This window comes from Bacillus sp. EKM420B (assembly GCF_011065565.1).
Taxonomy (GTDB): domain Bacteria; phylum Bacillota; class Bacilli; order Bacillales; family Bacillaceae; genus Bacillus; species Bacillus velezensis.
Map to the genome: position 1 here is coordinate 427798 of NZ_JAAMNX010000002.1, position 24331 is coordinate 452128.

Consider the following 24331-nt stretch of genomic DNA (forward strand, 5'->3'; position numbering starts at 1 on the left):
TTTTTTATGGATGTGTATATATTTTCAGAAAAGTGTTCAGAATGTTGCTGAGGTGATGAACAAATGAGAGAGGAAGAAAAGAAAACTTCTCAAGTCAAAAAACTTCAGCGGTTTTTTCGCAAACGCTGGATATTCCCTGCAATCTACTTAGTCAGTGCGGCCGTCATTTTAACAGCTGTCCTTTGGTATCAATCCGTTTCGAATGATGTGAAGGACAATCTGACGAACAACGGCGGAGACTCCGCGTATGACAGCGGCAAAGACGATGCCGTCGAAGTAGGCAAGTCAATGGAAAACGTCGCAATGCCGGCTGCTCATTCTGAAAATGTTTCTGTTGTGAAAAAATTTTACGAATCTGATGCCGCAAAAAAAGAGAAAGAAGCAGCACTTGTTAACTATAATAACACGTACAGCCTCAGTAAAGGAATTGACTTAGCTGAGAAAGACGGAAAATCATTTGATGTTTCTGCTTCTCTGAGCGGTACGGTTGTTAAAGCTGCTAAAGACCCTGTACTGGGGTATGTGGTTGAAATTGAACACTCAGACGGCCTGTCTACTGTCTATCAGTCTTTATCTGAAGTCAGCGTGGACCAGGGCGACAAAGTAAAGCAGAACCAGGTCATCGGTAAATCCGGAAAAAATCTTTACAGTGAAGAAAGCGGAAATCACGTGCACTTTGAAATCCGCAAGGACGGCGTAGCGATGAACCCGCTCAATTTTATGGACAAGCCGGTAACATCAATTGAAAAAGCGGCGGCTGAAGAGAAAAACGCTGTAACAGAAGAAACGGAAGGGTCAATTCAGCAGTCTTCCGAGAAAAAAGATGTGACGCCTAAAAAAGAAACCGAAGAAAAACCAGGTGACAAAGAGGACGGCACAAAAGACAAGACAGATGGTAAAGATGACGGCTCAATGAAAGATTCGGGCAAGTAATCTTAATCCCAAAGCGCCTATCAGCTCTGATAGGCGCTTTTCATATTGCCGCATGTGCCTTTATACTAGTAGAAAACGAAGGAGATGCTGAATGAATAAATGTCTGGCGGCCGGGTGGCTCGTCTTTGTTTTCGTTTCTGCTTTGACTGAAAGCTTTCACGATATGATTGTGTCGCAGACGGTGTCCTTCCGTTTCACGTCCCATCCGGATGTGTCCGGTTTCTTTGTGTTCGATATGGCGGAGCTCGCCATACCGGAAGCGGCGATTCAAAAGCTTGGGCACGCGTTTTCATTTTTTGTGCTCGCCTATTTGTTTTTCAGGGAGCGCAGGCGCATGAAGAGGGCGGTGCTGTATGCATTGGCCGCCGCTTTCCTGACAGAAATCGTCCAGCTCTTTTTCGGCAGAAACGGATGCCTCCGCGATGTGATGATTGACAGTCTCGGCATTGCCGCATTCTGTGCTTTACAAAGGAAAAAGCATACAGCCAAACATACAAAAACCGGCAGTCTGTGACAGACGCCGGCTTTTTTTTATATATTATGGTTTGTCGATTTGCTTTTATGAACGATACTTTCATAGATTCGCACGATCAGATCGACAATCGGACGAAGCACATTTGAAAATCTGAACAGCAGGAATCCGACAATGAGGGAAACGACAATGCTTCCGAGCACATCGATCGGATAATGATGGCCGACCCAAATTCTTGAGAAGCCGGTCAAAAGGCCGAAAATCACAAGCGGCCAGCCGAGTTTTTTGTTGCGGAACAGAATCGCAATTGAAATCGCCAAAGCGCCTGTCGTATGGTCACTCGGAAATGAAGCATCCGCGGCATGAGGGATCAGCGTATGAACCGTATGCTCGACAAAGGGGCGCGGCTCGACATAGACTTTCGTGATGAGGTAGTTGATGATAAGCGCCGCAACACCCGTGAAGCCCGCGTACAGGGCGTTTTGTCTGCCTTTTGTGCTTCCGAACAGCCACATGGCAAGCAGGAAAAGGGCGTAGGCGTAAATGGCGTATTCCGTTATAAATACCATGATAGAGTCGAGAATGGCACTATGGTGCGACAAACCATTGATCGCTTTAAATAGTTCGTAATTCACAAATATCACCTTTTATCTTTATTTTATATGAACAGTGTAATGCTTTTTTCTATGAGACACAATTGGTATTAAAAATAATCATAAAAAAGTAAACAGAATGAAACGTGACTGTATTACTGTGCGTCAAGTATGCGGGAAAAGAATAGCCGAAGGAGTTTTGTCCGTTGCTGAAACGTTTGAAAAACGCCGATCTGCCGCTTGTGTTTGTCATTATGCTGCTTTGCGGATTCGGCTTGTTAATGGTGTACAGCGCCAGTGATGTGATGGGGTCTCAGCGGTACGGAGATCCATCCTATTTCTTCCATAAACAAAGTGCCTCTTTACTGATCGGATTATGCTTATTTCTATTTGCCGCCTGTCTGCCGTATAAGCGGTATGCGCGGCTTGTACCGCTGTTTGTGGTCGGTTCGCTGGTATTGCTGCTGCTCGTATTGATACCGGGAATCGGGCTGGAGCGGAATTTTTCCCGCAGGTGGCTGGGAGCGGGCCCGCTTGTCGTACAGCCGTCTGAATTGGCTAAGATCGCCATGATTTTGTATTTCGCTTCGATTTATACGAAAAAGCAGCCGTACATTCATCAATTTGTGAAAGGGGTTCTGCCGCCTTTAGTGATTTTGGGGACCGCTTTTCTGCTGACTTTGGCGGAGCCTGATTTAGGGACGGCTTCCTTAATACTGGCGGCGTGCGGGTCGATTTTATTATGTGCCGGCTTGAAAAAGCGCCATCTGTTCGTGCTCGGCGCGACGGCGGTGTCGGGGGTTGTTTATCTCGCCTTTTCTGCTTCCTATCGTGTGAAGCGCCTCGTTTCCTTTACCAATCCGTTTGGTGACGCGAACGGGGACGGCTATCAGCTGATTCAATCCTATTTTGCTATTTCCGGAGGCGGGTTTTTCGGAAGAGGGCTTGGAAACAGTGTTGAAAAAATGAACTATCTGCCTGAGGCGCATACCGATTTCATTATGGCCGTGATCAGCGAAGAGCTGGGGATATTCGGTGTTCTGATCGTTTTGGGATTATATTTTGCGTTAATGCTTCTCGGCGTAAAAACGGCCGTGCGGGCTGATGACCCGTTCGGGAAGCTTCTTGCCATCGGAATTACGTTTCAATTAATGTTTCAGGTTGTCTTGAATTTGGGAGCGATGAGCGGACTCCTCCCGGTTACGGGTGTGCCGCTTCCGTTTATCAGCTATGGCGGTTCTTCATTGATTATGACGCTGTTTTTGTGCGGCATACTGGTCAATATCAGTACATATGCGAAAAAACAAACCGTACGGCATAAGCGTCCTGCCCCGCATGAAAAAAAGGCTTCTTCTTTTTAATGAAGCCAGAAAAAACGCCCGGAATATTTCTGTTTCCGGGCGTTCTGTCTGTTTATAAAGCTCCCGGTCCTTCTTCTCCGGTGCGGATATTAATCGTGTTTCCGATTTCATAGACGAATATTTTGCCGTCTCCGGGCTCTCCCGTTTTCAGCACTTTTTTCGCCGTTTCCACCACTTGATCAACGGGAACCTTGCTGACAACGATTTCCACTTTCAGCCGTTCATACACATTGCTTTCAATTTTGACTCCGCGGTACAGTTCGGTGTGAGCTTTTTGAAGGCCGCAGCCGTGTACGTTGGAGAAGGTCAGCGATGTGACTCCGATTTTACCGAGTTCCTGTTTTAATGTTTCAAACTTAGCCGGACGCGTAACGATTTCTACCTTGAACATTTGACCGCTCATCTAAGCCACTCCTCACTTTATAAGTCCTGATATGCTTTTTCCCCATGCATCGTTAAATCAAGCCCAAGTGACTCTTCTTCTTCGCTGGCGCGGAGGGGAATGAACAGACCTACAATTTTAATGATAACGAAAGTGACAATAAATACAAATACATAGGTTGCCGCAATGGCCGCAATCTGCTTCCAGAGCAGTCCCGGATCGCCGTAAAACAGCCCGTTTGCCCCGCCGTCATTGACGGAAGTGGTGGCGAATAAACCGGTCGCGATGCCGCCCCATGTCCCGCCGATTCCATGCAGGCCGAAAGCGTCAAGCGCATCATCGTATCCGAAAGTCTTTTTAAGCCAATACACGCCCCAGAAGCAGACAAGCCCGCCGATGAAGCCGATTACGATGGAAGAGAACGGCGTAACGAACCCGGCAGCCGGCGTAATGGCGACAAGCCCGGCAATAGCGCCTGATACAGCGCCCAGCATGGTCGGTTTTTTGTTCAGCATCCATTCGATTAAAATCCAGCCGATAATTCCGGCCGCAGCCGCGGTGTTTGTGTTAATGAAGGCAAACATCGCGATACTGTCAAGCGTGAGGGCGCTGCCGACATTGAAGCCGAACCATCCGAACCAAATGAGCGCCCCGCCCAAGAACGTGTAAATTAAGTTGTGAGGCGAAGCCGCCGTGCCGTCCTTGCGTTTCCCGAGCACAATCGCCAGCACGAGCCCGGCGACCCCGGAAGAAATGTGGACGACGTTTCCGCCTGCGAAGTCAAGAGCGCCCATTTGGCCGATCCAGCCGCCGCCCCATACCCAGTGCGCAACGGGCGTATATACGAGGGAAGCCCACAAAAAGGAAAATACAAGAAAAGCACTGAATCTCATGCGTTCAGCAAATGCTCCGGAAATAATGGCCGTCGTCAGTACGGCAAACGTCATTTGGAACATCATGAATAATGAATGCGGGATCGTATCACTATAACTTCCGGGTTCAAAGCCGACCCCATTCAGCCCGGCCCATTCAATCCCGCCAAGCCATGTATTCCCGGGGGCAAAAGCAAGTGAATATCCGTACAAAACCCAAACGACGGATACGATGGCGAGGGAAGAAAAACTGTGCATCGCCGTGCTGAGCACGTTTTTGCTTTTTACCATTCCGCCGTAAAACAAAGCCAGCCCGGGGGTCATCAGCCACACGAGTAAAGCGCAAAAGAACATAAATACTGTATCGCCCATCTGCATGTTGTATTCCTCCGTCTCATTCAAAATGTAATCGTGATTAATTCATTATTATAGAGAAAAAAGAACGATAAAACATTTTCGTGTAAGGTTATCTGACATGGTTTTTTGCGTTCATAATGTCGCTTTTTCAAAGGGGTGTCATGCGACTTTATATCCATAAAAAGAGCGCCGGAGCATGGCGGAAGAAATCCTGTCCGGGAAAGAGTAAAATAAACGGGGTGAGAAACACTAACTGCATCAGGAGGAATCATTATGACAACATCATTGAATCTGCAATTTGAAAAAACGGCTTTGGTCATTATTGATTTACAAAAAGGCATTGTGCCGATGGATAAAAGCGGTACCGTTGTGCCGAACGCGAAAAAATTAATTGATGTGTTCCGGGAAAAAGGTGGATTTATCAGCTTTGTGAACGTGGATTTTCATGACGGAGCGGATGCGCTGAAGCCGCTGACGGATGAAGAGGCGGCGGGCCATTCGGCTCCGCCGGCGGATTGGGCTGAATTTGTGCCTGAAATCGGAGTGAAAGAAAACGATTATACGGTAACAAAACGGCAGTGGGGCGCGTTTTTCGGCACGGACCTGGATCTTCAGCTCAGAAGACGGGGAATCGACACGATTGTGTTATGCGGGATTGCGACAAACATCGGTGTGGAAAGCACGGCGCGGGAAGCTTTTCAGCTCGGGTATCAGCAAGTTTTCGTAACTGACGCGATGGCGACATTCAGCGATGAACAGCACGAAGCGACACTCAAGTTTATCTTCCCGAAAATCGGCAGAAGCCGGACGACGGAAGAATTTATCGCACAGACAAAATGACATTCTCCAAAAAAAGCCGCGTCCTGTTCTTGACGGCCGTGGCTTCGGGGACGATGCTGAACCCATTGAACTCGTCGATGATTTCTCTTGCGCTTCACAGTATTCAGCATGAATTTCACCTGTCGTTTACAACGGTGTCCTGGCTGATATCGTCCTTTTATCTTGCCAGCGCGGTGGCGCAGCCTGTTACCGGGAAGCTCGGTGATATGCTCGGCAGGAAGAAGCTGTTTTTGATCGGGCTTCTGCTTGTTGCCGTCTCGGCGGTCGGCGCGCCGTTTGCGCCGACTTTTATGACATTGCTGATCATGCGGCTTTTTCAATCGATCGGAAGCAGCGCGATATATCCGTCCGGCGTCGGATTGATCCGTTCAAATATACAGGAGAAGCAGGCTTCGGCACTGGCCGTCCTGTCAATCTTTGCATCAGCCATGACGGCGCTCGGTCCGACTCTCGGCGGTTTTCTGATCGTTTGGGGAGGGTGGCCGGCAATCTTTTTCGTCAATCTGCCGTTTATCATTCTCAGCTTTTTTCTCGGAATGTATATGTTTCCGAAAGATGAAAAACGCGAGATCGGCGGCTTGAAAGGCGTGCTCCGCCAGCTTGATACGATCGGGATACTTCTGTTTGCCGGAGCGATTATCCTTCTCCTGTCGTTTTTATTGTCCTTCAGTACGAAGCCTCACTATACAGAAGGCGTATTCGGGCTTTTGTTTGTCGGGCTGTTTATCTGGCGCGAGCTGAAAACGGAGAAGCCGTTTATTGATGTCAGGCTGTTTAAAACGCATCGGAAACTATCGTCGGTGTATATTCAATTTATTTTGCTGAATATATTCTTTTACTGCATCTTTTTCGGGCTTCCGAGCTATTTTCAGGATGAAATGCATTTGTCCGTTCAGACAAGCGGATTGATTATGCTGTTTATGTCGGGCATGAGTATTCTGGTGTCGCCTTTGACCGGAAAATGGATAGATAAGAAAGGGCTTCTTCAGCCGATTGTTGCCGGAACCTGCCTGACCGCGCTCGGAGCGGTGCTGTTAACGTTTTTCTTCCTTCAGGCGCCCATGATAGGAAAAGGGCTGATCCTGTCGGTGCTGGGTGTCGGCTACGGCTTCGGAAATGTCACGTTTCAGGCGGCCATGCTGAAAGCGAGCCCCGCCGACATGGTCGGAACAACGTCCGGCCTGTTTCAGACCTGCCGGTATCTCGGTTCGATTTTGTCTTCTGTCATTTTGGGCATTCTTTTCGGAAAAGAAATTACCGCCGGCCATTTTCATATGCTTGGGACGATTCTTATCGTTGTCGGCGCCCTAAGCCTTTTGATGGCGTTCCGGTTTTCGGTTCTCCTCAAAAAAGCCTCTTAACAGGCGCGAAAAAAAGAGACGGGCTCTCCCCGTCTCTTTTTGTGTAATATGCTCAAAAATCAAAACGATTATTGTCGACAGCGACCAATGTTATTCACGGAATTTTCAGTTATATTTTTTCACATGTGATGTAAGGAAAACGCACATGTGGGAGGGAGAAAATGAAAAAAACAATGAGTGATCGGCTAAGCAACAAAGATTTACTGCCTTTAGAAGACGGCGAACGGACATGGAAAGCAGTGAATTTTGCATCCATCTGGATGGGGTGTATTCATAATATCCCGACCTACGCGACTGTGGGCGGGCTCATTGCGATCGGCCTTTCTCCGTGGCAGGTGCTCGCCATTATCGTGACGGCGTCACTGATTTTGTTCGCCGCTTTGGCCTTGAACGGCCATGCCGGAACGAAATACGGCCTGCCTTTTCCGGTCATTATCAGGGCTTCTTACGGAATATACGGCGCTAACATTCCGGCGCTTCTCAGGGCGTTTACAGCCATCATGTGGCTCGGAATTCAAACATTTGCCGGGAGCACGGCTTTACACATTCTGCTTTTGAACATATGGCCGGGCTGGGGGAGTCTCGGCGGAGATTGGAATATATTCGGGCTTCATCTGCCGGGCTTTCTGTCGTTCATTTTCTTTTGGGGCATTCATCTGCTTGTGCTGCGGCACGGCATGGAATCGATCAAAAAATTTGAAGTGTGGGCGGGCCCGCTTGTATATCTCGTCTTCGGCGGCATGGTCTGGTGGGCGATAGATATTGCCGGCGGGCTCGGTCCGATTTACTCACAGCCGGGAAAGTTCCATACCTTTTCTGAAACGTTTTGGCCGTTCGCCGCCGGAGTGACGGGAATTATCGGAATATGGGCGACGCTGATCCTGAATATCCCTGACTTCACCCGGTTCGCCGCGTCGCAAAAAGAACAGATTCGCGGCCAGTTTTACGGGCTGCCGGGAACATTTGCGCTGTTTGCGTTTGCAAGCATCACGGTGACATCCGGATCACAGGTAGCATTCGGAGAACCGATTTGGGATGTGGTGGAGATTTTGGCCCGGTTTGATAATCCTTTCGTCATCGCTCTTTCGGTCATCACACTTTGCATCGCCGCCGTCTCGGTTAACGTGGCGGCAAACATCGTGTCACCGGCCTATGACTTGGCGAATGTCCTGCCGAAGTATATTACATTCAGAAGGGGAGGGTATTTGACCGCCGTTTTGGCTCTGTTCACAATACCGTGGAAGCTGATGGAGAGCGCCACGAATGTATATGCGTTTCTCGGACTCATCGGCGGGATGCTCGGACCGGTGGCCGGGGTGATGATGGCTGATTATTTTATCATCAGAAAAAGGCAGCTCTCAGTTGAAGACCTTTATTCGGAAACCGGACAGTACACTTATTACAAAGGCTATAATTACCGGGCCTTTGCCGCGACCTTTCTCGGCGCGTTTATTTCTTTAATCGGGATGTACGTCCCGGCGTTCGCCGGCATCTATGATATTTCCTGGTTTGCGGGTGTCATTTTATCATGTCTCGGTTATACGGCGCTTATGTACATTCATCCTCCTTATGCAAAAGCGGAGGGGCGAATCGTGCGGGAAAGAGCGGCCGAATAAAAAAAGCCGGGGGCTGCCCCCCGGCTTTTTGTCATATCAGTCTGCGATTGAAACGTTTCCGTCCGCTTCAAGCGGCGTTCTTTTTTTCTGGCTCCAGCCATACAGGAGCAAAGCAATCAGGACGAACAGCCCCGCTGCCAGATAAATCGAATGGAATCCGGCCGAAGCGACGAAGAGGCCGAATACATATGACCCGCCGGCAATCCCGCTGTCAAAGAAAGTGAAGAAGGTAGCCGTCGCAAAGCCTGAACGGTGTCCGGGCGAATTCTGAATCGCCAGCGTCTGCATACACGGTACGATAGAGCCGTATCCGAGACCGATTACGGCACCGGACAAGAGAAGCATGAGGGCGCTGTTTGTCATCGCCAGCATGCAAAGCCCCGCGGAGAACACGATAATCGACGGATAGATGACGATTCCCGGCCCCACTCTGTCAAACAGCTTTCCTGTGAAAGGACGTGCGGCCATCATCGTCACGGCGAAACAGACGAAGAAATAGCCGCTGACATCCAACAGGTGGATCGTCTTTGCATAAACGGATAAATATGAAGTCACACTTGAATAACAGAAAGAAATGGACAACCCGACAATCGCGATTTTAAGCGCGCCTTTTTCAAACATGTCGGAGAAAGAAAAACGGAAGACAGTCGTTCCGCTGTTGTTTTGATCCGGCACACGAATCATAAAAGCAATCAGCAAGCCTAAAGAAACAAATACGGCAAAAAGCGTAAAGAACACCGGGAACGATATGACTTTCACAAGGCTCAGTCCGAGAAACGGACCGATCGCCATGGCAAGGTTCATAGACATCGCGAAATAACCGAGCCCTTCGCCGCGCCGCTTGGCGGGAATAAGGTCAGCGGCAATTGCGCCCGTGACCGTCGTTAAAATGCTGAACCAGATGCCTTGGAAAAAACGCAGTCCGAGCAGCAGATAGAAATTGTGTATCGGCAAATACAGATAAGAAGACAGGGCGAACAGCGCCAGAGATACAATCGTCATTCTTTTCTTGCCGAACCGTTCAATAATCGCCCCTGAAAAAGGACGGGTGATAATAGCAGATAACAGGAACAGGCTGATCAAAAGCCCTCCTTGCGATTCACTGCCGCCAAGCTCCTGAATCATATAGATAGGCAGCACGGCCAAAAATGTATAAAAGAACACAAAGACAAATAAATTCACGAGTACGACCATAATAAAATCTTTGGTCCAGATCGAGTCAGATTTACTCAAAAGTACAGCACTTCCCTTTCTTTATTATTTCGTTAAAAACACATTCAGAAACTCAGAAAAAGCTTCCTTATCTCCATCTTGGAAATCCGCAAGCATGTCTTCCTCGAACTTCAGCATCTCTTGATTGATGCTGTTGTATTTCAATTCAGCTTCCTTCGTCAGGACGACGAGCTTTTCCCGCTTGTCTTCTCCCTGTTCCCGCTGAATCCAGCCGTTATCTTCAAGGCGTTTGATCGTTCTGGTAACGGTCGGCGCCTCTACGTTCAGATAGGACCAGATTTCTTTTTGGGTCATCGGCCCGATCGTTTTTAAGCAATATAGGATTGACCATTGAGAGGAGTACAGGCCGAATGGTTCCAGCCGTTCATTGGCTTTCTTCGTAATCAGGCGGGCGCATTGATTGATTTGATGAATGAGGCGTCTGTTGACGTGGATCATTTCCGTTCTCCTTTTCAAAAAACTTACCTAAGTAACTAATTGTGCTGTTTCATTCTACAGCAGGATCGCGCGGATGTAAACCCCCCGTTCAAAAAGCAGAAAATTATGACCCGCCCCTTGTCCTTATTGAGTTTTTAGCATATTCCCAATTCATTGCTAATACACTGTTACAAACCTATCAAAGAGAGTGTTTGAGGTGAGGGATCGTGGGCATATTTCTAAAACCTTCTTATATAATCGGACAACGAAGAAGCTGCATCATCAGTGAATCTGTTACAGAATACGGATCTCATTTCACACTTCTCACATCCAACTGGGGAGGTCGAGTGGTGTGCACGATTACATCAAAGAGCGAACAATCAAGATTGGTAAGTATATCGTGGAGACGAAAAAAACCGTTCGTGTCATTGCGAAAGAGTTTGGTGTTTCCAAAAGTACCGTACACAAAGATCTGACAGAACGCCTGCCTGAAATCAATCCTGACTTGGCGAATGAAGTAAAAGAAATACTCGATTATCATAAATCCATCAGACATTTAAGGGGGGGCGAGGCGACGAAATTAAAGTACAAGAAGGATGAAATTCTTGAAGGGGAGCCCGTTCAGCAGCCGTAGCGCCTGACGTCTGCCGGGCCCTTTTTTCTCCTCCGGGCGGTTTCGCGAATATCCGCAAAATTTTGTCAAGAACTTATATCGTTCAGCAGCTTTTTTTTGATAAATTATGATAATATATATAATTAGGGCACAATGTGGATATTTTACTGTGAAACAGATATCAAGGAGGATATAAATAGATGTTTGCAAGGGATATTGGAATTGACCTCGGTACTGCAAATGTACTGATCCATGTAAAAGGAAAAGGAATTGTTCTGAATGAGCCTTCCGTTGTGGCACTTGATAAAAACAGCGGCAAAGTGCTGGCTGTCGGTGAAGAAGCCAGACGAATGGTTGGACGTACACCTGGGAATATTGTTGCGATCCGTCCGCTGAAAGACGGCGTAATCGCAGACTTCGAAGTAACTGAAGCCATGCTGAAACATTTCATAAATAAGCTGAATGTAAAAGGACTTTTCTCAAAACCGCGCATGCTGATCTGCTGCCCGACGAATATTACGTCCGTTGAGCAAAAAGCGATTAAAGAAGCAGCTGAAAAAAGCGGCGGAAAGCATGTGTACCTTGAAGAAGAACCGAAAGTTGCCGCTATCGGCGCGGGTATGGAAATCTTCCAGCCGAGCGGTAACATGGTTGTTGACATCGGAGGCGGTACGACAGATATCGCAGTTATTTCTATGGGCGATATTGTCACCTCCTCTTCTATTAAGATGGCTGGGGACAAGTTTGACATGGAAATCTTAAATTATATCAAACGCGAGTATAAGCTGCTGATCGGTGAACGTACCGCTGAAGATATTAAGGTGAAGGTCGCAACGGTTTTCCCAGACGCACGTCATGAAGAAATCACCATCCGCGGCCGTGACATGGTTTCCGGTCTGCCGAGAACGATTACAGTAAACAGCAAAGAAGTGGAAGAAGCCCTTCGTGAATCAGTTGCCGTCATTGTGCAGGCCGCCAAGCAGGTTCTTGAAAGAACACCGCCTGAATTGTCCGCTGACATCATCGACCGCGGCGTTATCATTACCGGCGGGGGAGCGCTGTTAAACGGGCTTGACCAGCTTCTTGCCGAAGAGCTGAGGGTGCCTGTTCTTGTCGCTGAGAACCCGATGGATTGTGTTGCGGTCGGAACCGGCGTCATGCTGGATAACATGGACAAGCTTCCAAAACGCAAACTGAGCTGATGATAAAACCTCATTCTGAAAAAGAATGGGGTTTTTTTCTGTCAAACCCTTCACGAACGGGAATGTAAATCCGATAATAAGAAAAAATGCTGATTTTCATTATAGAACAAATGTTCCGGTGAGGCAACTGGAAATAATGCTATTTCAGAGGTGGAAGACTTGTTAAAAGGATTATATACCGCAACGTCCGCAATGATTACACAGCAGAGAAGAACGGAAATGCTGTCAAATAACATCGCAAACGCGAATACGTCAGGATACAAAGAGGATCAAGGTTCAATCCGCGCCTTTCCCGAGATGCTTCTGAGCCGAATAGAAGGCGACAAAAAAACGAAAATCGGTTCCGTCAACACAGGTGTATACATGCAGGAGCTGAAACCGTTGTTTACGCAGGGAAGCCTGAAAACGACCGATCAGCCGACCGATATCGCGCTTATGGAGAATCAGGTTCCCAAGAATGCCGAAACGAATGAAAACGCCGAGCTGTTTTATCCCGTGCAGACCGCGGGCGGCGTCCGCTATTCAAAAAGCAGCACTTTCTCATTAAATGAAAACAATCAGCTTACGATAAACGGAAACCTTGTTTTATCAACAAACGGACAGCCGATTACAGTCGACAATGAAAAATTCACCGTATCAGAAAACGGAACGGTCACGACAAACGGCCGGCCGGCGGGGCAGATTGACATCAGAATGGAAGAAGACGTGCGCAATCTGAAACGGGACGGCAATGACCTATACAGCACGGCCGACGGCTCTGAACTGCCGAGCGCGGCGGCGAATCCCCAGGTCTCGTATTCATTAAAGCAAGGCGTCTCGGAGCTTTCGAACGTGGACGTGACGAGCACGTATACAGAAATGACGGAAGCATACAGATCATTTGAAGCCAATCAGAAAGTCATTCAGGCTTACGATAAAAGCATGGATAAAGCCGCAAATGAAATCGGCAAAGTGTAACAAAATGGGGGACGTTCAATTATGATGCTCAGATCAATGCTGACGGCTTCAACAGCCTTAAATCAGCTTCAGCAGCAGATGGATACAGTCAGCAGCAACCTTTCAAACAGTGATACGACAGGCTATAAAGCGAGGGACTCCCGCTTTTCCGAGCTGATCAGACAGCAGTATGACCATATAGATGACAAAAAGGAAAATTCGCCGAACATGCGGAAAACGCCGCCCGGCCTGCGTCTCGGCGCCGGAACGGTCATGACTCCGCAGCTGGACTCAGGGCAGGGAAGCATCAAAAAAACCGACCGTGACCTTGATATCGCGTTCACATCACCTTATCAATATCTTCAGGCAGAAGCGGACGGACGGCGGGTGTATACAAGGGACGGCTCACTTTCCCTCAAGCCGGCCGGCGGAAATGACCGGCTGCTTCAGCTGATGACAGCGGGAGGCAATCCCATTCTCGATGAGAACGGCCAGCCCATACAAATTGACAGTTCGCTGAATCAGCTGAAAATCAGCAAAACCGGAACGCTGACTGCTTCAGACCCGGCAGGAACCCGCTCGCAGACGTTTAATCTCGGTGTCGTCAATGTCAATAATCCTCAGGCGCTTCATGCGGAAGGGGATAATCTGTTTTCCGTAAACGGAGCGGGGGCTTCAGCGATTGAAGAGCTTACCGGCGCAAACCGGCAGGCAATCGGCATGGAGCAGGGCGCGCTTGAAAGTTCAAATGTCGATATGTCAAAAGAAATGACCGACTTAATCGTGTCTCAGCGTTCCTATCAGCTGAACAGCCGCACGATTACATTGGGAGACCAAATGCTGGGCTTAATCAACTCAGTCAGATAAAAGAAGGGGCGTTTTGATCAGCCGCGCATGATAAAAAATGCGGCTTTCTCAAAATCGCCCTTTTTTTTGTAGTAATCAGTAATATCCTGAAGCAGCACTTCCAAATCCACCCACGCTTCAATTTTCTGCAGCTCCAGCACGAGCTTCTGCAATCGGTCGTACGGGTCCTCCTGAGCGGTGTACAGTATGTTGAGCGCGGTCAGCTTCAATTTCATAATCTTGTTCTGCACTTTTTCAGATATGTATAAACCTTTCTGCAGCACGGTTTGTCCTTCGGCGGCATATCCGGTTTTAAAAAGTGCTCTGACCGCTTCGTATACACAATGCAGGTAGGAAACGGGAGACTCTTTCTCGAAACGCTGATTGCCCAATACCTTTTTGTAAAAAGGGAGGGCCTCTTTATCTTTTTTCTGGGCGGTCTTTAAAAAACCAAAATTATAATAGGCGTGGCACAGCAGGTTATTGTCATTGATCCGGTCCGTTATCTTTATGGATTCATTAAAGAGCTGTTCTGCGTCTTCATAGCGTGCCTCGTCTATGTAATTCACGGCGAGAAGCAGCCGACAGCTGAGCGTTTTTTTGATGTAGCCGAATTCACCTTGATAGATTTCCAGCGCTTTATTGACATATTGAATGGAGAGCGCAGGCGACTTCATCATGTAATATGCACCCGCTGTTTTATAATAAAATTCAGCGGCTTCGAAACGGTCCTGAATGGCCGGCAGGTACTGTTCAGCTTCTTTAAAGCGGCAGACAGCACGGTTCGGAGCGCCATTCACCATATGGAATAACCCTTTGAAAAAATAGAAATAATAAGTTAATTCATGATCCATCTCATCTTTGCGCCGCTTCAGCTCGCAGAACAATTTAGTCAGACCGTCTTTTTTCTCAAACAGCAGCTGAAACCGTGCGAAAAACAGCTGATATCTGAGATTGAGCTTTGCATTCTTTTGTAATTTGGGGAGATGCTGATTGATTTGTTCGTGAAGGGAACGGGCTAGATCGAATTGGCGTTTTCCCATGGCGTCATACCATTCATTCAGCATCACCAGCGTGCGTTTTTCAGTAAACTTAGCAATCATCTTCCAACCTCTTTGCATAGGGTAAAAATCTTTATTTATCATAACACATTAATGGACGAGGCTCATTGCCAGCTGGTTACAGTTTACAGCGCGGTTGAAAAAGAAATTGATTCATAATATACTTCCAAATGTACAGATTGGTTACCACTTATACCTTCTATACATACTATTGTCGATGAAGGAGATGTCAAGAGAATGCTTGATACTCAGCAAATTAAAGAAATTATTCCCCATCGCTATCCGTTTCTTCTGGTAGACAGAATTACGGAAGTCGAAGAAGGAAAACGGGCGGCGGGATATAAAAATGTGACGGCGAATGAAGATTTTTTCAACGGCCATTTTCCTGAATACCCTGTTATGCCGGGCGTATTAATCGTAGAGGCTTTGGCGCAGGTCGGAGCTGTGGCGATGCTGATTAAAGAAGAAAACCGGGGCAGACTCGCGTTTTTTGCGGGGATTGATAACTGCCGTTTCAAAAAGCAGGTAAAACCGGGTGACAAGCTGGAGCTTGAAGTGGACATTACACGTGCACGCGGTACGATCGGACGCGGAAAAGGCGTTGCCAAAGTTGACGGCGAGCTCGTGTGTGAAGCTGAATTAACCTTTGCGCTCGGAGAATAAAAACAAACAGATGGGCTTATAAAAAAGCCCATTTTGTATAGAAAGGGGTGAATGTAATGTGGTCAGAATTTAAAAGCTTTGCGATGCGGGGCAATATCATGGATCTGGCAATCGGTGTCGTCATCGGCGGCGCTTTCGGCAAAATTGTGACGTCGCTCGTTGAAGACATCATCATGCCGCTTGTCGGCCTGCTTCTTGGCGGTCTTGATTTTTCAGGGCTGGCGGTGACATTCGGCGATGCCCATATCAAGTACGGAAGCTTCATTCAAACGATTGTGAACTTCTTCATTATTTCATTTTCTATCTTTATCGTGATCCGCACAATAGGCAAGCTGAGACGTAAAAAAGAAGCAGAAGAAGAGGCTGAAGAAGCAGAAGACACAGATCAGCAGACAGAACTGCTGACTGAAATCAGAGATCTGCTGAAACAGCGGGCTCCTCACAATGACTAGGGCACAAAAAAGGCTGGATGATTAACGTCCGGCCTTTTTTATGATTATAATTTTTGTTTAAACGCTTCAATCAGCCGGCTGCCCGAGTAGCCTTCTTTTACGAGCGACTCCAGAATGCTTTCTGATCCGGGGTGGTTTCTTGACACCATTTGACCGTAAATTAAAACTTGTATACTCTTTTCCAGCTCCACGATATTTTTGATGCTTCCCGTCAGCTGGGCGGGGCGGTTGCTTTTTTTCGTAATCGTTACAAACACCTTCGCTTCTTTCTGGCTTTTCATCAGCATGTCAAAAAAAGAAAAGTGTTCGGCCGGGACCAGTGCTTCAATTAACCAGTGATTTTCTCCGTCCTCTTTGTTGATAATCAATCCGTCTAAAAGGGGAAACTGTTCAATCGGCTGATCGTCTTTATCTAAACGTTCCACATTCAGATCAACCAGTTTAAAGGTTTTCATCTCTTATTTTCACCCCTGTTGTCCATGTTTTTCGTTCATTTATTATAACACATATCATTTTTCCCGGGAAAATGCTGTAAGACATGCTTCATCATTTTTGTAGGCGGTCAACATTTAATCATTTCTATTTTTTCATTATAATGTAAAAGAATATGGTCATGGAGAGATGCTTATGAATCAATTGCGCCTGAAGGAAATCTATATAGAAGACGGTTCAAGGCGAAAAGACGATCATTCCTACTTGGTATGCAAAAAGGAAGATTGTGAGGTGCATCTTAACAGAAGGGGAAATGTCGTCTTTTTATATGAAACAAAAGACCGCATGGAACAGTATAAAATTCAGCTTTCACTGACTGATAAAAAGCTGAGTTTTTACTGGTTCGCATGGGACGGCGGAAAGTTTGTCCGCATGTTTGAGAAAGACTGGCTCAAAACGAAACTTTTCTCGCGGCTGCTCAAAAATACATATTACATAAGCGGTCAAAAACAAAAGTTTTTTTTATCAGAAAGAAAAACAAAAACATAAAAGCAGCCTAAACGGATAACGGCTTTTTCCGCTTTTTGCTTTCATGAGCCCTTGTACTACAATGAAGCCAGCCTCGAAAAAGAGAGGAGGATACGGCTTGTTTAACCACGTTATGCTTGTCGGCCGGCTGACGAAAGATCCGGAGCTCCGTTTTACATCAGCGGGCATTCCCGTCGCGCATATTACGTTGGCGGTAAACCGCAATTTTAAAAGCGCGTCGGGTGAAACCGGAACCGACTTCGTCAACTGCACCATCTGGAGAAAAAACGCTGAAAACACGGCATTGTACTGCCAAAAAGGGTCAATGGTCGGTGTAAGCGGCAGAATCCAGACGAGAAGCTATGAAAAGACAGACGGCGTAAAAGTTTATGTGACCGAGGTCATGGCTGATACCGTTCGGTTTATGGATCAGAAACGGAAAGAGCCGCTGGCTGAATAGCATGCTTTTTTCCTCGATTTCCCGCCTTTCAGCGGGCCCCGCAATACCTCCTTCCCACTCGCCAGTCGAAAGACTGGTTTTTTTGTGCGGGTGCTGAAAAATGGTTAAAAAGAAGTGATTTTGCTTATAAATACTTAAAAACATTGAATATATTGGGATAAAAACTTATAATTACTTACAGATAAGTGACGAAAAAAGGGAATGAGGACGTGTATCAAGAAGAAAGACTGATTGCGATAATGGAATATTTGAAACAGCATCGGCGGATCACCGCTGAACAGATATGTTCGCTGCTTCATATTTCAAGAGATACCGCAAGAAGGGATCTTGTAAAGCTGAAAGAGCGAGGGGCCATTATCAGAACACGGGGCGGCGCGATTCTGCCGTCGGTGAATCAGGAAGTTCCAGGCTATTCGGGCCGGCTGAAAACCGTTTCTGAAGAGAAAAACAAAATCGGCAAGCTGGCCGCATCCCTGATCCATAAAGGAGACCGGATCATCCTGGACACCTCGACAACCGTTCAGGCCTGCGCGGAGCATATAAATGTCACCGGCTGCACTGTTATTACAAATTCGATCAATCAGGCCGATATCCTTTCCGCAAAAGAGGGAATTGATATTCACCTGCTCGGCGGAAAGCTCCAGAAGGAACACCGGTTTTTATACGGGGCTTCCGTCGTAGAAAAACTGGGGGATTATCACGCTGATAAGGTGCTGATCGGCGTTGTCGGCATCTCGGAAAACGGCCTGACGATTCCGCATGAAGAAGACGGCATGGTAAAGCGTAAAATGATCCGACAGGCTGAACAGGTGATTGCGCTGAGCGATCACTCGAAGCTTGGCCGTACGAGTTTTTATCAGTATGCAGACCTGCACGAGGTTGACCTGCTGATTACCGATCGGCTGCCTGATCAGGATTTTTGCGATCTGCTCGACCGGCACGGCGTAGAATTGCTTGTAACTGAATCTGAAGAAGAGGATGAGGACATGTGAAACTGATTGCCATAGATCTGGACGGCACACTGCTGAACAGCAGTCATCAAGTAAGCGATGAAAACAAGCGGGCTTTAAGGGAAGCCCGGCAAGCGGGAATTGAAATCGTGGTTTCCACTGGACGCGCGCATTTTGATGTGCACTCCATATTTGAACCGCTCGGCATAAAAACATGGATTATCAGCGCAAACGGAGCCGCCATTCATGCTCCTGACGGCAGCCTGTACCACTGTGAAGCGATTGAAGAATCAAGAGCCCGCGGCATTTTGTCATGGCTTGAAGAGAATCAATATTATTATGAGGTGTTTACAAACAAAGCTATCTATACGCCTGAAACCGGCAGGCAGCTGCTCGATATCGAAATGGACCGGGTGAAAAGCGCCAATCCGGAAACCGATCTTTCTGTTTTGGAACAGGCGGCTTCAGTGCAATACAGCCAGTCCGGCTTTGCTTACATTCATTCATACCGTGAGCTCTTTGAGAAAGAAGAGCATCTGGATTTTTATAATATTCTCGGATTTTCGTTTGATCAGCGGAAGCTGAAAGCGGGCTGGGACCGATTCAGCGGTCAGAAAGATCTCACCCTTGTCAGCTCTGCCGATCACAACTTTGAACTGGCGTCTCGAAACGCCTCTAAAGGGCAGGCGCTCAAACGGCTGGCGCAAAAGCTCGGCATTCCGATGGCTGAAACCGCCGCGGTCGGTGACAGCTTAAATGACTATTCAATGCTTCAGGCGGCCGGGAAAGGCATAGCGATGGGGAATGCGAGAGAAGATATTAAAGAGATCGCTGATGCCGTTACTCTGACAAATGATCAAAACGGCGTTGCGTATATGATCAGGAATTTACTGTGAAAAGTATGGCGATACTGTTCATGACTGGCGTGACGCATTCATGGCAAATGCGGCGTAACAGTAAGGACGACATAAAAGACCGGCTCTTCCCGAGAGAGCCGGTCTTTTTGCGTTTAATGTGATTGCGCCGATGCGCTGAGGGTGAATAATTCTTCAAGCTCATCGGATGACAGCTCGGTAATCCAATTTTCACTTTGGATAATCTGATCGTTCAGCGTTTGTTTCGTTTCGAGCATGGCATCAATTTTTTCTTCAATCGTTCCCGTCGTAATGAGTTTGTGAACGTGGACAAACCGTTCCTGGCCGATTCGGTAGGCGCGGTCGGTCGCCTGGTTTTCCACCGCCGGATTCCACCACCTGTCATAGTGAATGACATGATTGGCAGCCGTCAGATTCAGGCCGGTTCCGCCCGCTTTCAGTGACAAAATCAGCGTCGGGTATTCTTTCTTCTGGAACCGTTCGACGAGAGAATCGCGTTCCTGCTTGGACAGGCTGCCGTTTAAAAACTGAACCGGTTCTCCGAATGTTTTTTCCAGGAGGCGCTTCATCATGTTGCCCATCTGAATGTATTGGGTGAAAATGAGGCAGCTTTCCCCTTGTCCGCGGATCGCCGCCATTAAGTCAAGCAGCTTTTCCAGTTTGACGGATCTCCCGTTTAACAGCTCTGTCTGTTCTTCCTTCAAATAGAGCGCAGGATGGTCGCATATTTGCTTCAAGCGGCCGAGCATGCTCAGAATCAGCGCTTTCCGCTGCATCCCGGTCAGAGAAGCCATATGTTCAAATGTATCTTTGACAAGCTGTTCATAAAGGGATGCCTGTTCGGCTGAGAGCGGGATAAACTCTTTTTGTTCCAGCTTGTCAGGAAGATTAAGCGCCACTTCTTCATCCCGTTTTGTCCGGCGCAGTAAAAACGGCCGGATTAACTGCTGAAGCTGGTTGATTCTTTTTTCGTCACGGTCTTTTTCAATCGGCAGCACATAGCGTTTATGAAAGCCGGTCAGACTGCCGAGATAGCCTTTGTTCATAAAATCAAAGATCGACCAAAGCTCTGTCAGGCGGTTTTCCATCGGTGTTCCGCTCAGCGCGATATGATGGACGCCTTTCAGATTTCTGATTGCGCGGGACTGCTTCGTATGCGCGTTTTTAATATTTTGCGCTTCATCAAGGCAGATGGTGCTCCATGTCACGGAAGAAAGCTCTTCCTGATCGGCGTGCGAGAGGCCGTAAGAAGTAAGAACGACATCCGCGTCCTGATAGGCCGGGACAAATGCTTCCCCCTTCGGCCTGCGGGGGCCGTAATGAAGCACGGCCTTCAGCTGCGGCGCGAAGGTCTGGAGCTCACGCTGCCAGTTGCCGAGCACCGATGTCGGCGCAATGATTAAGGCAGGCGCTTTTTGCCGGCCGCTTTCCTTCACATGGAGAAAATAAGCGATCATCTGAATCGTCTTTCCAAGTCCCATGTCATCTGCGAGACAGGCGCCGAAGCCGTTTTCCCGTAAAAACAGAAGCCAGTTCATGCCGTACATCTGATAAGGGCGGAGCTGGCCCTGAAACGCGGCGCTGACTTCATGCTCCGGCAGATCCCCGGCATCCGTCAGTTTGCGGATCAGGCTTCTGAGATGCTTTGATAATTCGATCTTGATCCCGGCAAATGCCGATGAGTCAATGATGTCCGTGTCCTCGGCTCCGTTTTCCCCGTGATCCATCAGTTCGCGCGCCAGCACGTCGGACATGTGGAGGCCCTCAGATTCCGCTTTTTCCATCAGTATTTTCATCTGTTTAATAAATTGCGGATCAATTTTCACCCATTGGCCGCGGATGTTGACGAGACGTCTGTTGTTTGCGACAAGCTCATTGAATTCATCCTCTGTCAGCTCAATTCCGTTTGTGGCGAATCTCCAGTTGAAATCAAGCAGAGCGTTCATGCCGACGAAGGACTCGCCCCGCGGGGAGGATGACACTTTCGCCTTGAGCATCATATTGCTGTCCCGGACAATCTGCCACCATGATGGGAGAAGAATCTCCACACCCATATCGACAAGCGTCTCACTCGCTTCCGATAAGAAGATCCAAGCCTCTTCTTCAGAGATCAGCGTCGTTCCTGAATCAAACGAAAGCCAGGGAACCGTTCTGCGGAAGCGGTCCTGTTCGCGCGCGATTTTTCCGCTGTATGCCTGCCACGCTTTTTTCAGACCCTTCAATCCGTCGAAAAAGGTGATGGAGCCGGTTTTTTTCTCACGTAAAAACATCTCGATTTTCCAGTCGTCACCGTCGAAATCAGGCTCGTTTAATCGGAGCCCGACGGTAAACGGCGTCAGATCGTCATGCCAGCCGATTCCCTCGAGAAAATCATCTTCATCCAAAAAGGAGCCTTTAAACGTATGAACGGCCGGCGAACGGGTTTCGATCCGCCGCCATTTTTCCAGCAGGTCATCATTGTACTGAATGTAGTCCTGTACCGCGGCTGAGAACCAGTCTGCCGTAAAGCCTTCCAGCAAAAGCTCGCGGTCTTTGAAGCGCAGGACGCCATTTTGCCATGCGTCATAATCCGGAAGAAAATCGCCGTCGGCAATAAATTCGTATATCGTCGAAGCCGCTTCGATTAACGGTTCCGTTTCCTTTGTCAGCTGCACGGTGCTGAATGAATTGAACGAGTTTTTTCCAAGCAGCTCGACGGTCATCCACGGGCTGAGCAGAACGGCCGGAGTGCCGATGAAGCTGACGTCTTCAAGAAACGTTCCGTAAAAGGTGGACTCATGCCATTGGAACAAATGAGTCTTCATCTGACTGAGAGTAAGCGGCTGCTCCTTCTCATCATGGCTTGACAGCGTAAATGTCCAATCTTCCATTTGTTCTACATGAATGAAAATTTCCTTAAGACTCGCCATCAATCAACTTTCCTTTCTGCAATTCTTCTTGAAGGGCGCGCAGCCTCTTGTAGCTTGCGCTCAGCCGGCTGATATACCGCTCCCAAACCTGCTGTTTTTTTGCCTTTTTATAAAGCGTCCGCAGTTTTTTCAGATGGCGCGCAGCCTCTTTATAGGCGCTGCGGTTTTTTTGGTCGATAAAAAAGGCCGCCGCCCGGTGATAGGAGGGGATGAGCGCTTCCGGATCACTGGCGGCAATTTCCTTCAGGATGTCCTTTTCAATTTCCCAGACGGAAAAACCGACGAGGCTGTGAATCTCCACCCATTCCGCGTACCGCCGTTTTTCGTACAGGTACTGGCTGTATTCGGTAAAGGTATAGGGAAGGCAGCCGGAAGCAAACCGTTCAAACAGCTGATCATCCCGTGAGTGCCGCGCATAATCCGCCAACAGCGCAAACAGCTCTCCGATGATGTCGCGCATTTCTTTAAACGGCTTATCAAGCTTCGTATAGTTCACGGCAAGCGGTTCGATCCGGCCATACCATGTTTTCAGCCGTTTCCAGTCTTTTTTCGCGGTGAGTTCACCGAGCCATTGAAAGGTGTACGGCAGCGCTTCAGGAGGGAAGCGGGATATATCTTCAAAGACCGCTTCATCATCTTTTTGCAAAAAGGCCAGATGAAGCCGTCCGAACCGCACTTCCGGCGAAAAACGGCGCCCGCTTTCCTGTTCGAGAATCTCCTGTTCACGCGCGACCCATTTCGGCCGGTTCAAAAGCGCGCTCCACATTTCACCGAATACCCGGAGGCGTTCGTATTGAAAAAGCTCTTCTTTCACAAGCAGTCTGCGGAGCACCGGGGGCGTCCGGTCTAAAAAAGGATCGAGTGAAAAAGACAAGGCGTACGTTTTCAGTCTGTCAATGGAGGAATAAATCGTATCCATCAGCTGTTCCACGTATGGATTAATGCTGTAATAATCTTTTTCGGCATCCAATCTGCCTGACTCAATCAAAGTGAACATGTGAAGCCAGACGGCAAGCGCCGAATGAATCTGATATAAGCTTTTAAGCTCGGGTTTTTTCGGGGCGTGTTTTTTGAGCGCTGACAGATAGCCGTAATAAAGGCCCTGCATCGTCTGGCTTCCGGCCGGCGTCCGCGCCTCCCACAGCGAGAATTCCGAATCAAAAAAAGCGAGCCAGCTTGACAGCGACTCTTCATTCGGCAGCACTTTTTCCTGAAACTGCCGGCGGACAAGCTCCCTGCTTTCCTCAAGCTTTTCTCTTTCCAGCCAATGTTCGGTAAAGGTACCGACCCGCTCGAATTGGGCATATACGTAAAGAAAAACGGCGAGCACGTGGCGGCAGATCGCCTCAGACGGGCATGCGCAGCCGCTTTTCACCATGAAAAATAAGTTCAGCGTGACCCTTACAGGCACAACATCCTGCACATATGCGGAAATCTCTGTCGGGGTTTGAACCTGTATACGATAGACGGAATCCTGCCGATATAAAATGAGTGCTTTCTTCATCAGCTGAACATTGTCTTCATTGTAAGGAAGAAGTTCTTTAAGCTGTTCAGCCGCTGCGAGCACATCTTCTTTAGCAATCATATCCTGAAGCATGATTATCGCTCCTAACGAGTCACAAAATAAAAAGATTCCAATTCCTCTATTATATCGCAACACATGGCCCGGAAAAAGTTTTTCCTAAAAAAGGACATAAAAACCCGAATGTGTCGAATGATGTATTAGAGATTGCAAAACAGCACCCGACAGCATATAATAATCTTGTTTTCAATTTAATGGAAGCCGAAAGGAAACGAATGATGAAGAAAACGAAGTTAGATCAAGAGGAGTTTCTGAAGATTTTAATGCATGCGCACGACATCGGTGAGCAGTCCTCTGAGATGACCACAAAAGAAATGCTTGAGAATTTGATTTCTTATATTAAAAATGGATATGCAACATAAAATCCCGCAGGCTCCTGGCCGCG

At 47.9% G+C, this 24331-nt stretch carries 26 protein-coding genes; 17 read left to right on the forward strand and 9 right to left on the reverse strand.

All coding sequences use genetic code 11. The features are described 5' to 3' along the window. Positions 1–63: 63 nt before the first annotated feature. Together G9F48_RS07165 and G9F48_RS07170 are read left to right on the forward strand one after the other, a co-directional pair. Positions 64–933: a M23 family metallopeptidase gene (locus G9F48_RS07165; RefSeq protein WP_165409271.1), complete on the forward strand. Its 870-nt coding sequence runs from the start codon at positions 64–66 to the stop codon at positions 931–933. A gap of 91 nt (positions 934–1024) precedes the next feature. Then, positions 1025–1447 carry a VanZ family protein gene (locus G9F48_RS07170; RefSeq protein ID WP_070082500.1) on the forward strand — a complete coding sequence of 141 codons (423 nt, stop codon included), beginning with the start codon at positions 1025–1027 and terminating at the stop codon, positions 1445–1447. Between the two features lie 17 nt (positions 1448–1464). Here the strand turns inward: G9F48_RS07170 and G9F48_RS07175 are convergent, their stop codons facing one another. Then, complete coding sequence (locus G9F48_RS07175) at positions 1465–2040, reverse strand: undecaprenyl-diphosphatase (RefSeq protein ID WP_128574478.1); 576 nt, start codon at positions 2038–2040, stop codon at positions 1465–1467. Between the two features lie 164 nt (positions 2041–2204). On the opposite strand from G9F48_RS07175, the gene ftsW reads away from it, so the two are divergent. After that, positions 2205–3359, forward strand: a complete 1155-nt coding sequence (gene ftsW, locus G9F48_RS07180; protein ID WP_003151221.1) for a putative lipid II flippase FtsW — start codon at positions 2205–2207, stop codon at positions 3357–3359. 52 nt (positions 3360–3411) lie between these two features. On the opposite strand, the gene G9F48_RS07185 is transcribed toward ftsW, so the two are convergent. Together G9F48_RS07185 and G9F48_RS07190 are read right to left on the reverse strand one after the other, a co-directional pair. Continuing rightward, a complete protein-coding gene (locus tag G9F48_RS07185; protein ID WP_003151222.1) occupies positions 3412–3762 on the reverse strand; it encodes a P-II family nitrogen regulator in 351 nt (116 codons plus the stop codon). Positions 3763–3779: 17 nt separating this feature from the next. Continuing rightward, positions 3780–4991 (reverse strand): ammonium transporter, encoded by a 1212-nt coding sequence (locus tag G9F48_RS07190; protein ID WP_165409272.1) that lies wholly within the window; start codon positions 4989–4991, stop codon positions 3780–3782. 252 nt (positions 4992–5243) lie between these two features. Between G9F48_RS07190 and G9F48_RS07195 the strand changes: the two genes are divergently transcribed. The 3 genes from G9F48_RS07195 (at position 5244) to G9F48_RS07205 (ending at position 8787) form a co-directional block, all read left to right on the forward strand. Then, positions 5244–5810, forward strand: a complete 567-nt coding sequence (locus G9F48_RS07195) for an isochorismatase family protein (RefSeq protein WP_007614320.1) — start codon at positions 5244–5246, stop codon at positions 5808–5810. Continuing rightward, complete coding sequence (locus tag G9F48_RS07200) at positions 5807–7171, forward strand: MFS transporter (protein ID WP_165409273.1); 1365 nt, start codon at positions 5807–5809, stop codon at positions 7169–7171. The genes G9F48_RS07195 and G9F48_RS07200 overlap by 4 nt, the downstream gene beginning before the upstream one ends. A 161-nt stretch (positions 7172–7332) precedes the next feature. Continuing rightward, a complete protein-coding gene (locus G9F48_RS07205; protein WP_060562449.1) occupies positions 7333–8787 on the forward strand; it encodes an NCS1 family nucleobase:cation symporter-1 in 1455 nt (484 codons plus the stop codon). A 36-nt stretch (positions 8788–8823) separates the two neighbouring features. On the opposite strand, the gene G9F48_RS07210 is transcribed toward G9F48_RS07205, so the two are convergent. Both G9F48_RS07210 and G9F48_RS07215 read right to left on the reverse strand, forming a co-directional pair. Then, on the reverse strand, positions 8824–10020 hold the full coding sequence (locus G9F48_RS07210) for an MFS transporter (protein ID WP_024085905.1): 1197 nt from the start codon (positions 10018–10020) through the stop codon (positions 8824–8826). 24 nt (positions 10021–10044) lie between these two features. Continuing rightward, complete coding sequence (locus G9F48_RS07215; RefSeq protein ID WP_165409274.1) at positions 10045–10458, reverse strand: MarR family winged helix-turn-helix transcriptional regulator; 414 nt, start codon at positions 10456–10458, stop codon at positions 10045–10047. Positions 10459–10789: 331 nt separating this feature from the next. Between G9F48_RS07215 and spoIIID the strand changes: the two genes are divergently transcribed. The 4 genes from spoIIID to G9F48_RS07235 all read left to right on the forward strand — a co-directional run bounded on the left by spoIIID (position 10790) and on the right by G9F48_RS07235 (position 14055). Then, complete coding sequence (spoIIID, locus tag G9F48_RS07220; RefSeq protein ID WP_003151236.1) at positions 10790–11071, forward strand: sporulation transcriptional regulator SpoIIID; 282 nt, start codon at positions 10790–10792, stop codon at positions 11069–11071. 179 nt (positions 11072–11250) lie between these two features. Continuing rightward, complete coding sequence (gene mbl, locus G9F48_RS07225) at positions 11251–12252, forward strand: cell shape-determining protein Mbl (protein ID WP_003151237.1); 1002 nt, start codon at positions 11251–11253, stop codon at positions 12250–12252. Positions 12253–12411: 159 nt separating this feature from the next. Next, entirely contained in the window at positions 12412–13209 is a 798-nt protein-coding gene (locus tag G9F48_RS07230) for a flagellar hook-basal body protein (protein WP_007614310.1), read from the forward strand. A gap of 24 nt (positions 13210–13233) precedes the next feature. Next, entirely contained in the window at positions 13234–14055 is an 822-nt protein-coding gene (locus tag G9F48_RS07235; protein WP_060674144.1) for a flagellar hook-basal body protein, read from the forward strand. Positions 14056–14072: 17 nt separating this feature from the next. On the opposite strand, the gene G9F48_RS07240 is transcribed toward G9F48_RS07235, so the two are convergent. Further along, on the reverse strand, positions 14073–15137 hold the full coding sequence (locus G9F48_RS07240) for a response regulator aspartate phosphatase (RefSeq protein ID WP_060673909.1): 1065 nt from the start codon (positions 15135–15137) through the stop codon (positions 14073–14075). A 195-nt stretch (positions 15138–15332) separates the two neighbouring features. On the opposite strand from G9F48_RS07240, the gene fabZ reads away from it, so the two are divergent. Both fabZ and mscL read left to right on the forward strand, forming a co-directional pair. After that, positions 15333–15758 (forward strand): 3-hydroxyacyl-ACP dehydratase FabZ, encoded by a 426-nt coding sequence (gene fabZ, locus G9F48_RS07245; RefSeq protein ID WP_003151242.1) that lies wholly within the window; start codon positions 15333–15335, stop codon positions 15756–15758. A gap of 56 nt (positions 15759–15814) precedes the next feature. Then, positions 15815–16210, forward strand: a complete 396-nt coding sequence (gene mscL / locus G9F48_RS07250; RefSeq protein ID WP_015418395.1) for a large conductance mechanosensitive channel protein MscL — start codon at positions 15815–15817, stop codon at positions 16208–16210. 44 nt (positions 16211–16254) lie between these two features. On the opposite strand, the gene G9F48_RS07255 is transcribed toward mscL, so the two are convergent. Next, complete coding sequence (locus G9F48_RS07255; protein WP_003151245.1) at positions 16255–16665, reverse strand: YwpF-like family protein; 411 nt, start codon at positions 16663–16665, stop codon at positions 16255–16257. 172 nt (positions 16666–16837) lie between these two features. Between G9F48_RS07255 and G9F48_RS07260 the strand changes: the two genes are divergently transcribed. The 4 genes from G9F48_RS07260 (at position 16838) to G9F48_RS07275 (ending at position 19476) form a co-directional block, all read left to right on the forward strand. After that, entirely contained in the window at positions 16838–17191 is a 354-nt protein-coding gene (locus G9F48_RS07260; protein ID WP_003151247.1) for a hypothetical protein, read from the forward strand. 97 nt (positions 17192–17288) lie between these two features. After that, the gene (locus G9F48_RS07265; RefSeq protein WP_003151249.1) at positions 17289–17630 is read left to right on the forward strand and encodes a single-stranded DNA-binding protein; all 342 of its coding nucleotides are present in this window, start codon (positions 17289–17291) and stop codon (positions 17628–17630) included. Positions 17631–17839: 209 nt separating this feature from the next. Beyond that, positions 17840–18622: a DeoR/GlpR family DNA-binding transcription regulator gene (locus G9F48_RS07270; protein WP_102422821.1), complete on the forward strand. Its 783-nt coding sequence runs from the start codon at positions 17840–17842 to the stop codon at positions 18620–18622. Continuing rightward, positions 18619–19476, forward strand: a complete 858-nt coding sequence (locus tag G9F48_RS07275) for a Cof-type HAD-IIB family hydrolase (RefSeq protein ID WP_165409275.1) — start codon at positions 18619–18621, stop codon at positions 19474–19476. The genes G9F48_RS07270 and G9F48_RS07275 overlap by 4 nt, the downstream gene beginning before the upstream one ends. Before the next feature lie 113 nt (positions 19477–19589). On the opposite strand, the gene G9F48_RS07280 is transcribed toward G9F48_RS07275, so the two are convergent. Continuing rightward, complete coding sequence (locus tag G9F48_RS07280) at positions 19590–22364, reverse strand: DEAD/DEAH box helicase (RefSeq protein WP_165409276.1); 2775 nt, start codon at positions 22362–22364, stop codon at positions 19590–19592. After that, positions 22351–23961: an SWIM zinc finger family protein gene (locus tag G9F48_RS07285; protein ID WP_060562454.1), complete on the reverse strand. Its 1611-nt coding sequence runs from the start codon at positions 23959–23961 to the stop codon at positions 22351–22353. The genes G9F48_RS07280 and G9F48_RS07285 overlap by 14 nt, the downstream gene beginning before the upstream one ends. A gap of 203 nt (positions 23962–24164) precedes the next feature. Between G9F48_RS07285 and G9F48_RS07290 the strand changes: the two genes are divergently transcribed. Continuing rightward, positions 24165–24308, forward strand: a complete 144-nt coding sequence (locus tag G9F48_RS07290; RefSeq protein ID WP_003151259.1) for a hypothetical protein — start codon at positions 24165–24167, stop codon at positions 24306–24308. Positions 24309–24331 lie beyond the last annotated feature (23 nt).

Coding starts and splice junctions, on each gene's coding strand:
- G9F48_RS07190 (WP_165409272.1), bottom strand. CDS start 4,991: ATGCAGATGGGCGATACAGTATTTATGTTCTTTTGCGCTTTACTCGTG.
- G9F48_RS07195 (WP_007614320.1), top strand. CDS start 5,244: ATGACAACATCATTGAATCTGCAATTTGAAAAAACGGCTTTGGTCATT.
- G9F48_RS07290 (WP_003151259.1), top strand. CDS start 24,165: ATGAAGAAAACGAAGTTAGATCAAGAGGAGTTTCTGAAGATTTTAATG.
- G9F48_RS07260 (WP_003151247.1), top strand. CDS start 16,838: ATGAATCAATTGCGCCTGAAGGAAATCTATATAGAAGACGGTTCAAGG.
- G9F48_RS07205 (WP_060562449.1), top strand. CDS start 7,333: ATGAAAAAAACAATGAGTGATCGGCTAAGCAACAAAGATTTACTGCCT.
- G9F48_RS07280 (WP_165409276.1), bottom strand. CDS start 22,364: ATGGCGAGTCTTAAGGAAATTTTCATTCATGTAGAACAAATGGAAGAT.
- G9F48_RS07185 (WP_003151222.1), bottom strand. CDS start 3,762: ATGAGCGGTCAAATGTTCAAGGTAGAAATCGTTACGCGTCCGGCTAAG.
- G9F48_RS07285 (WP_060562454.1), bottom strand. CDS start 23,961: ATGCTTCAGGATATGATTGCTAAAGAAGATGTGCTCGCAGCGGCTGAA.
- fabZ (WP_003151242.1), top strand. CDS start 15,333: ATGCTTGATACTCAGCAAATTAAAGAAATTATTCCCCATCGCTATCCG.
- mscL (WP_015418395.1), top strand. CDS start 15,815: ATGTGGTCAGAATTTAAAAGCTTTGCGATGCGGGGCAATATCATGGAT.
- G9F48_RS07240 (WP_060673909.1), bottom strand. CDS start 15,137: ATGATTGCTAAGTTTACTGAAAAACGCACGCTGGTGATGCTGAATGAA.
- G9F48_RS07215 (WP_165409274.1), bottom strand. CDS start 10,458: ATGATCCACGTCAACAGACGCCTCATTCATCAAATCAATCAATGCGCC.
- G9F48_RS07255 (WP_003151245.1), bottom strand. CDS start 16,665: ATGAAAACCTTTAAACTGGTTGATCTGAATGTGGAACGTTTAGATAAA.
- G9F48_RS07165 (WP_165409271.1), top strand. CDS start 64: ATGAGAGAGGAAGAAAAGAAAACTTCTCAAGTCAAAAAACTTCAGCGG.
- G9F48_RS07200 (WP_165409273.1), top strand. CDS start 5,807: ATGACATTCTCCAAAAAAAGCCGCGTCCTGTTCTTGACGGCCGTGGCT.
- G9F48_RS07170 (WP_070082500.1), top strand. CDS start 1,025: ATGAATAAATGTCTGGCGGCCGGGTGGCTCGTCTTTGTTTTCGTTTCT.
- G9F48_RS07235 (WP_060674144.1), top strand. CDS start 13,234: ATGCTCAGATCAATGCTGACGGCTTCAACAGCCTTAAATCAGCTTCAG.
- mbl (WP_003151237.1), top strand. CDS start 11,251: ATGTTTGCAAGGGATATTGGAATTGACCTCGGTACTGCAAATGTACTG.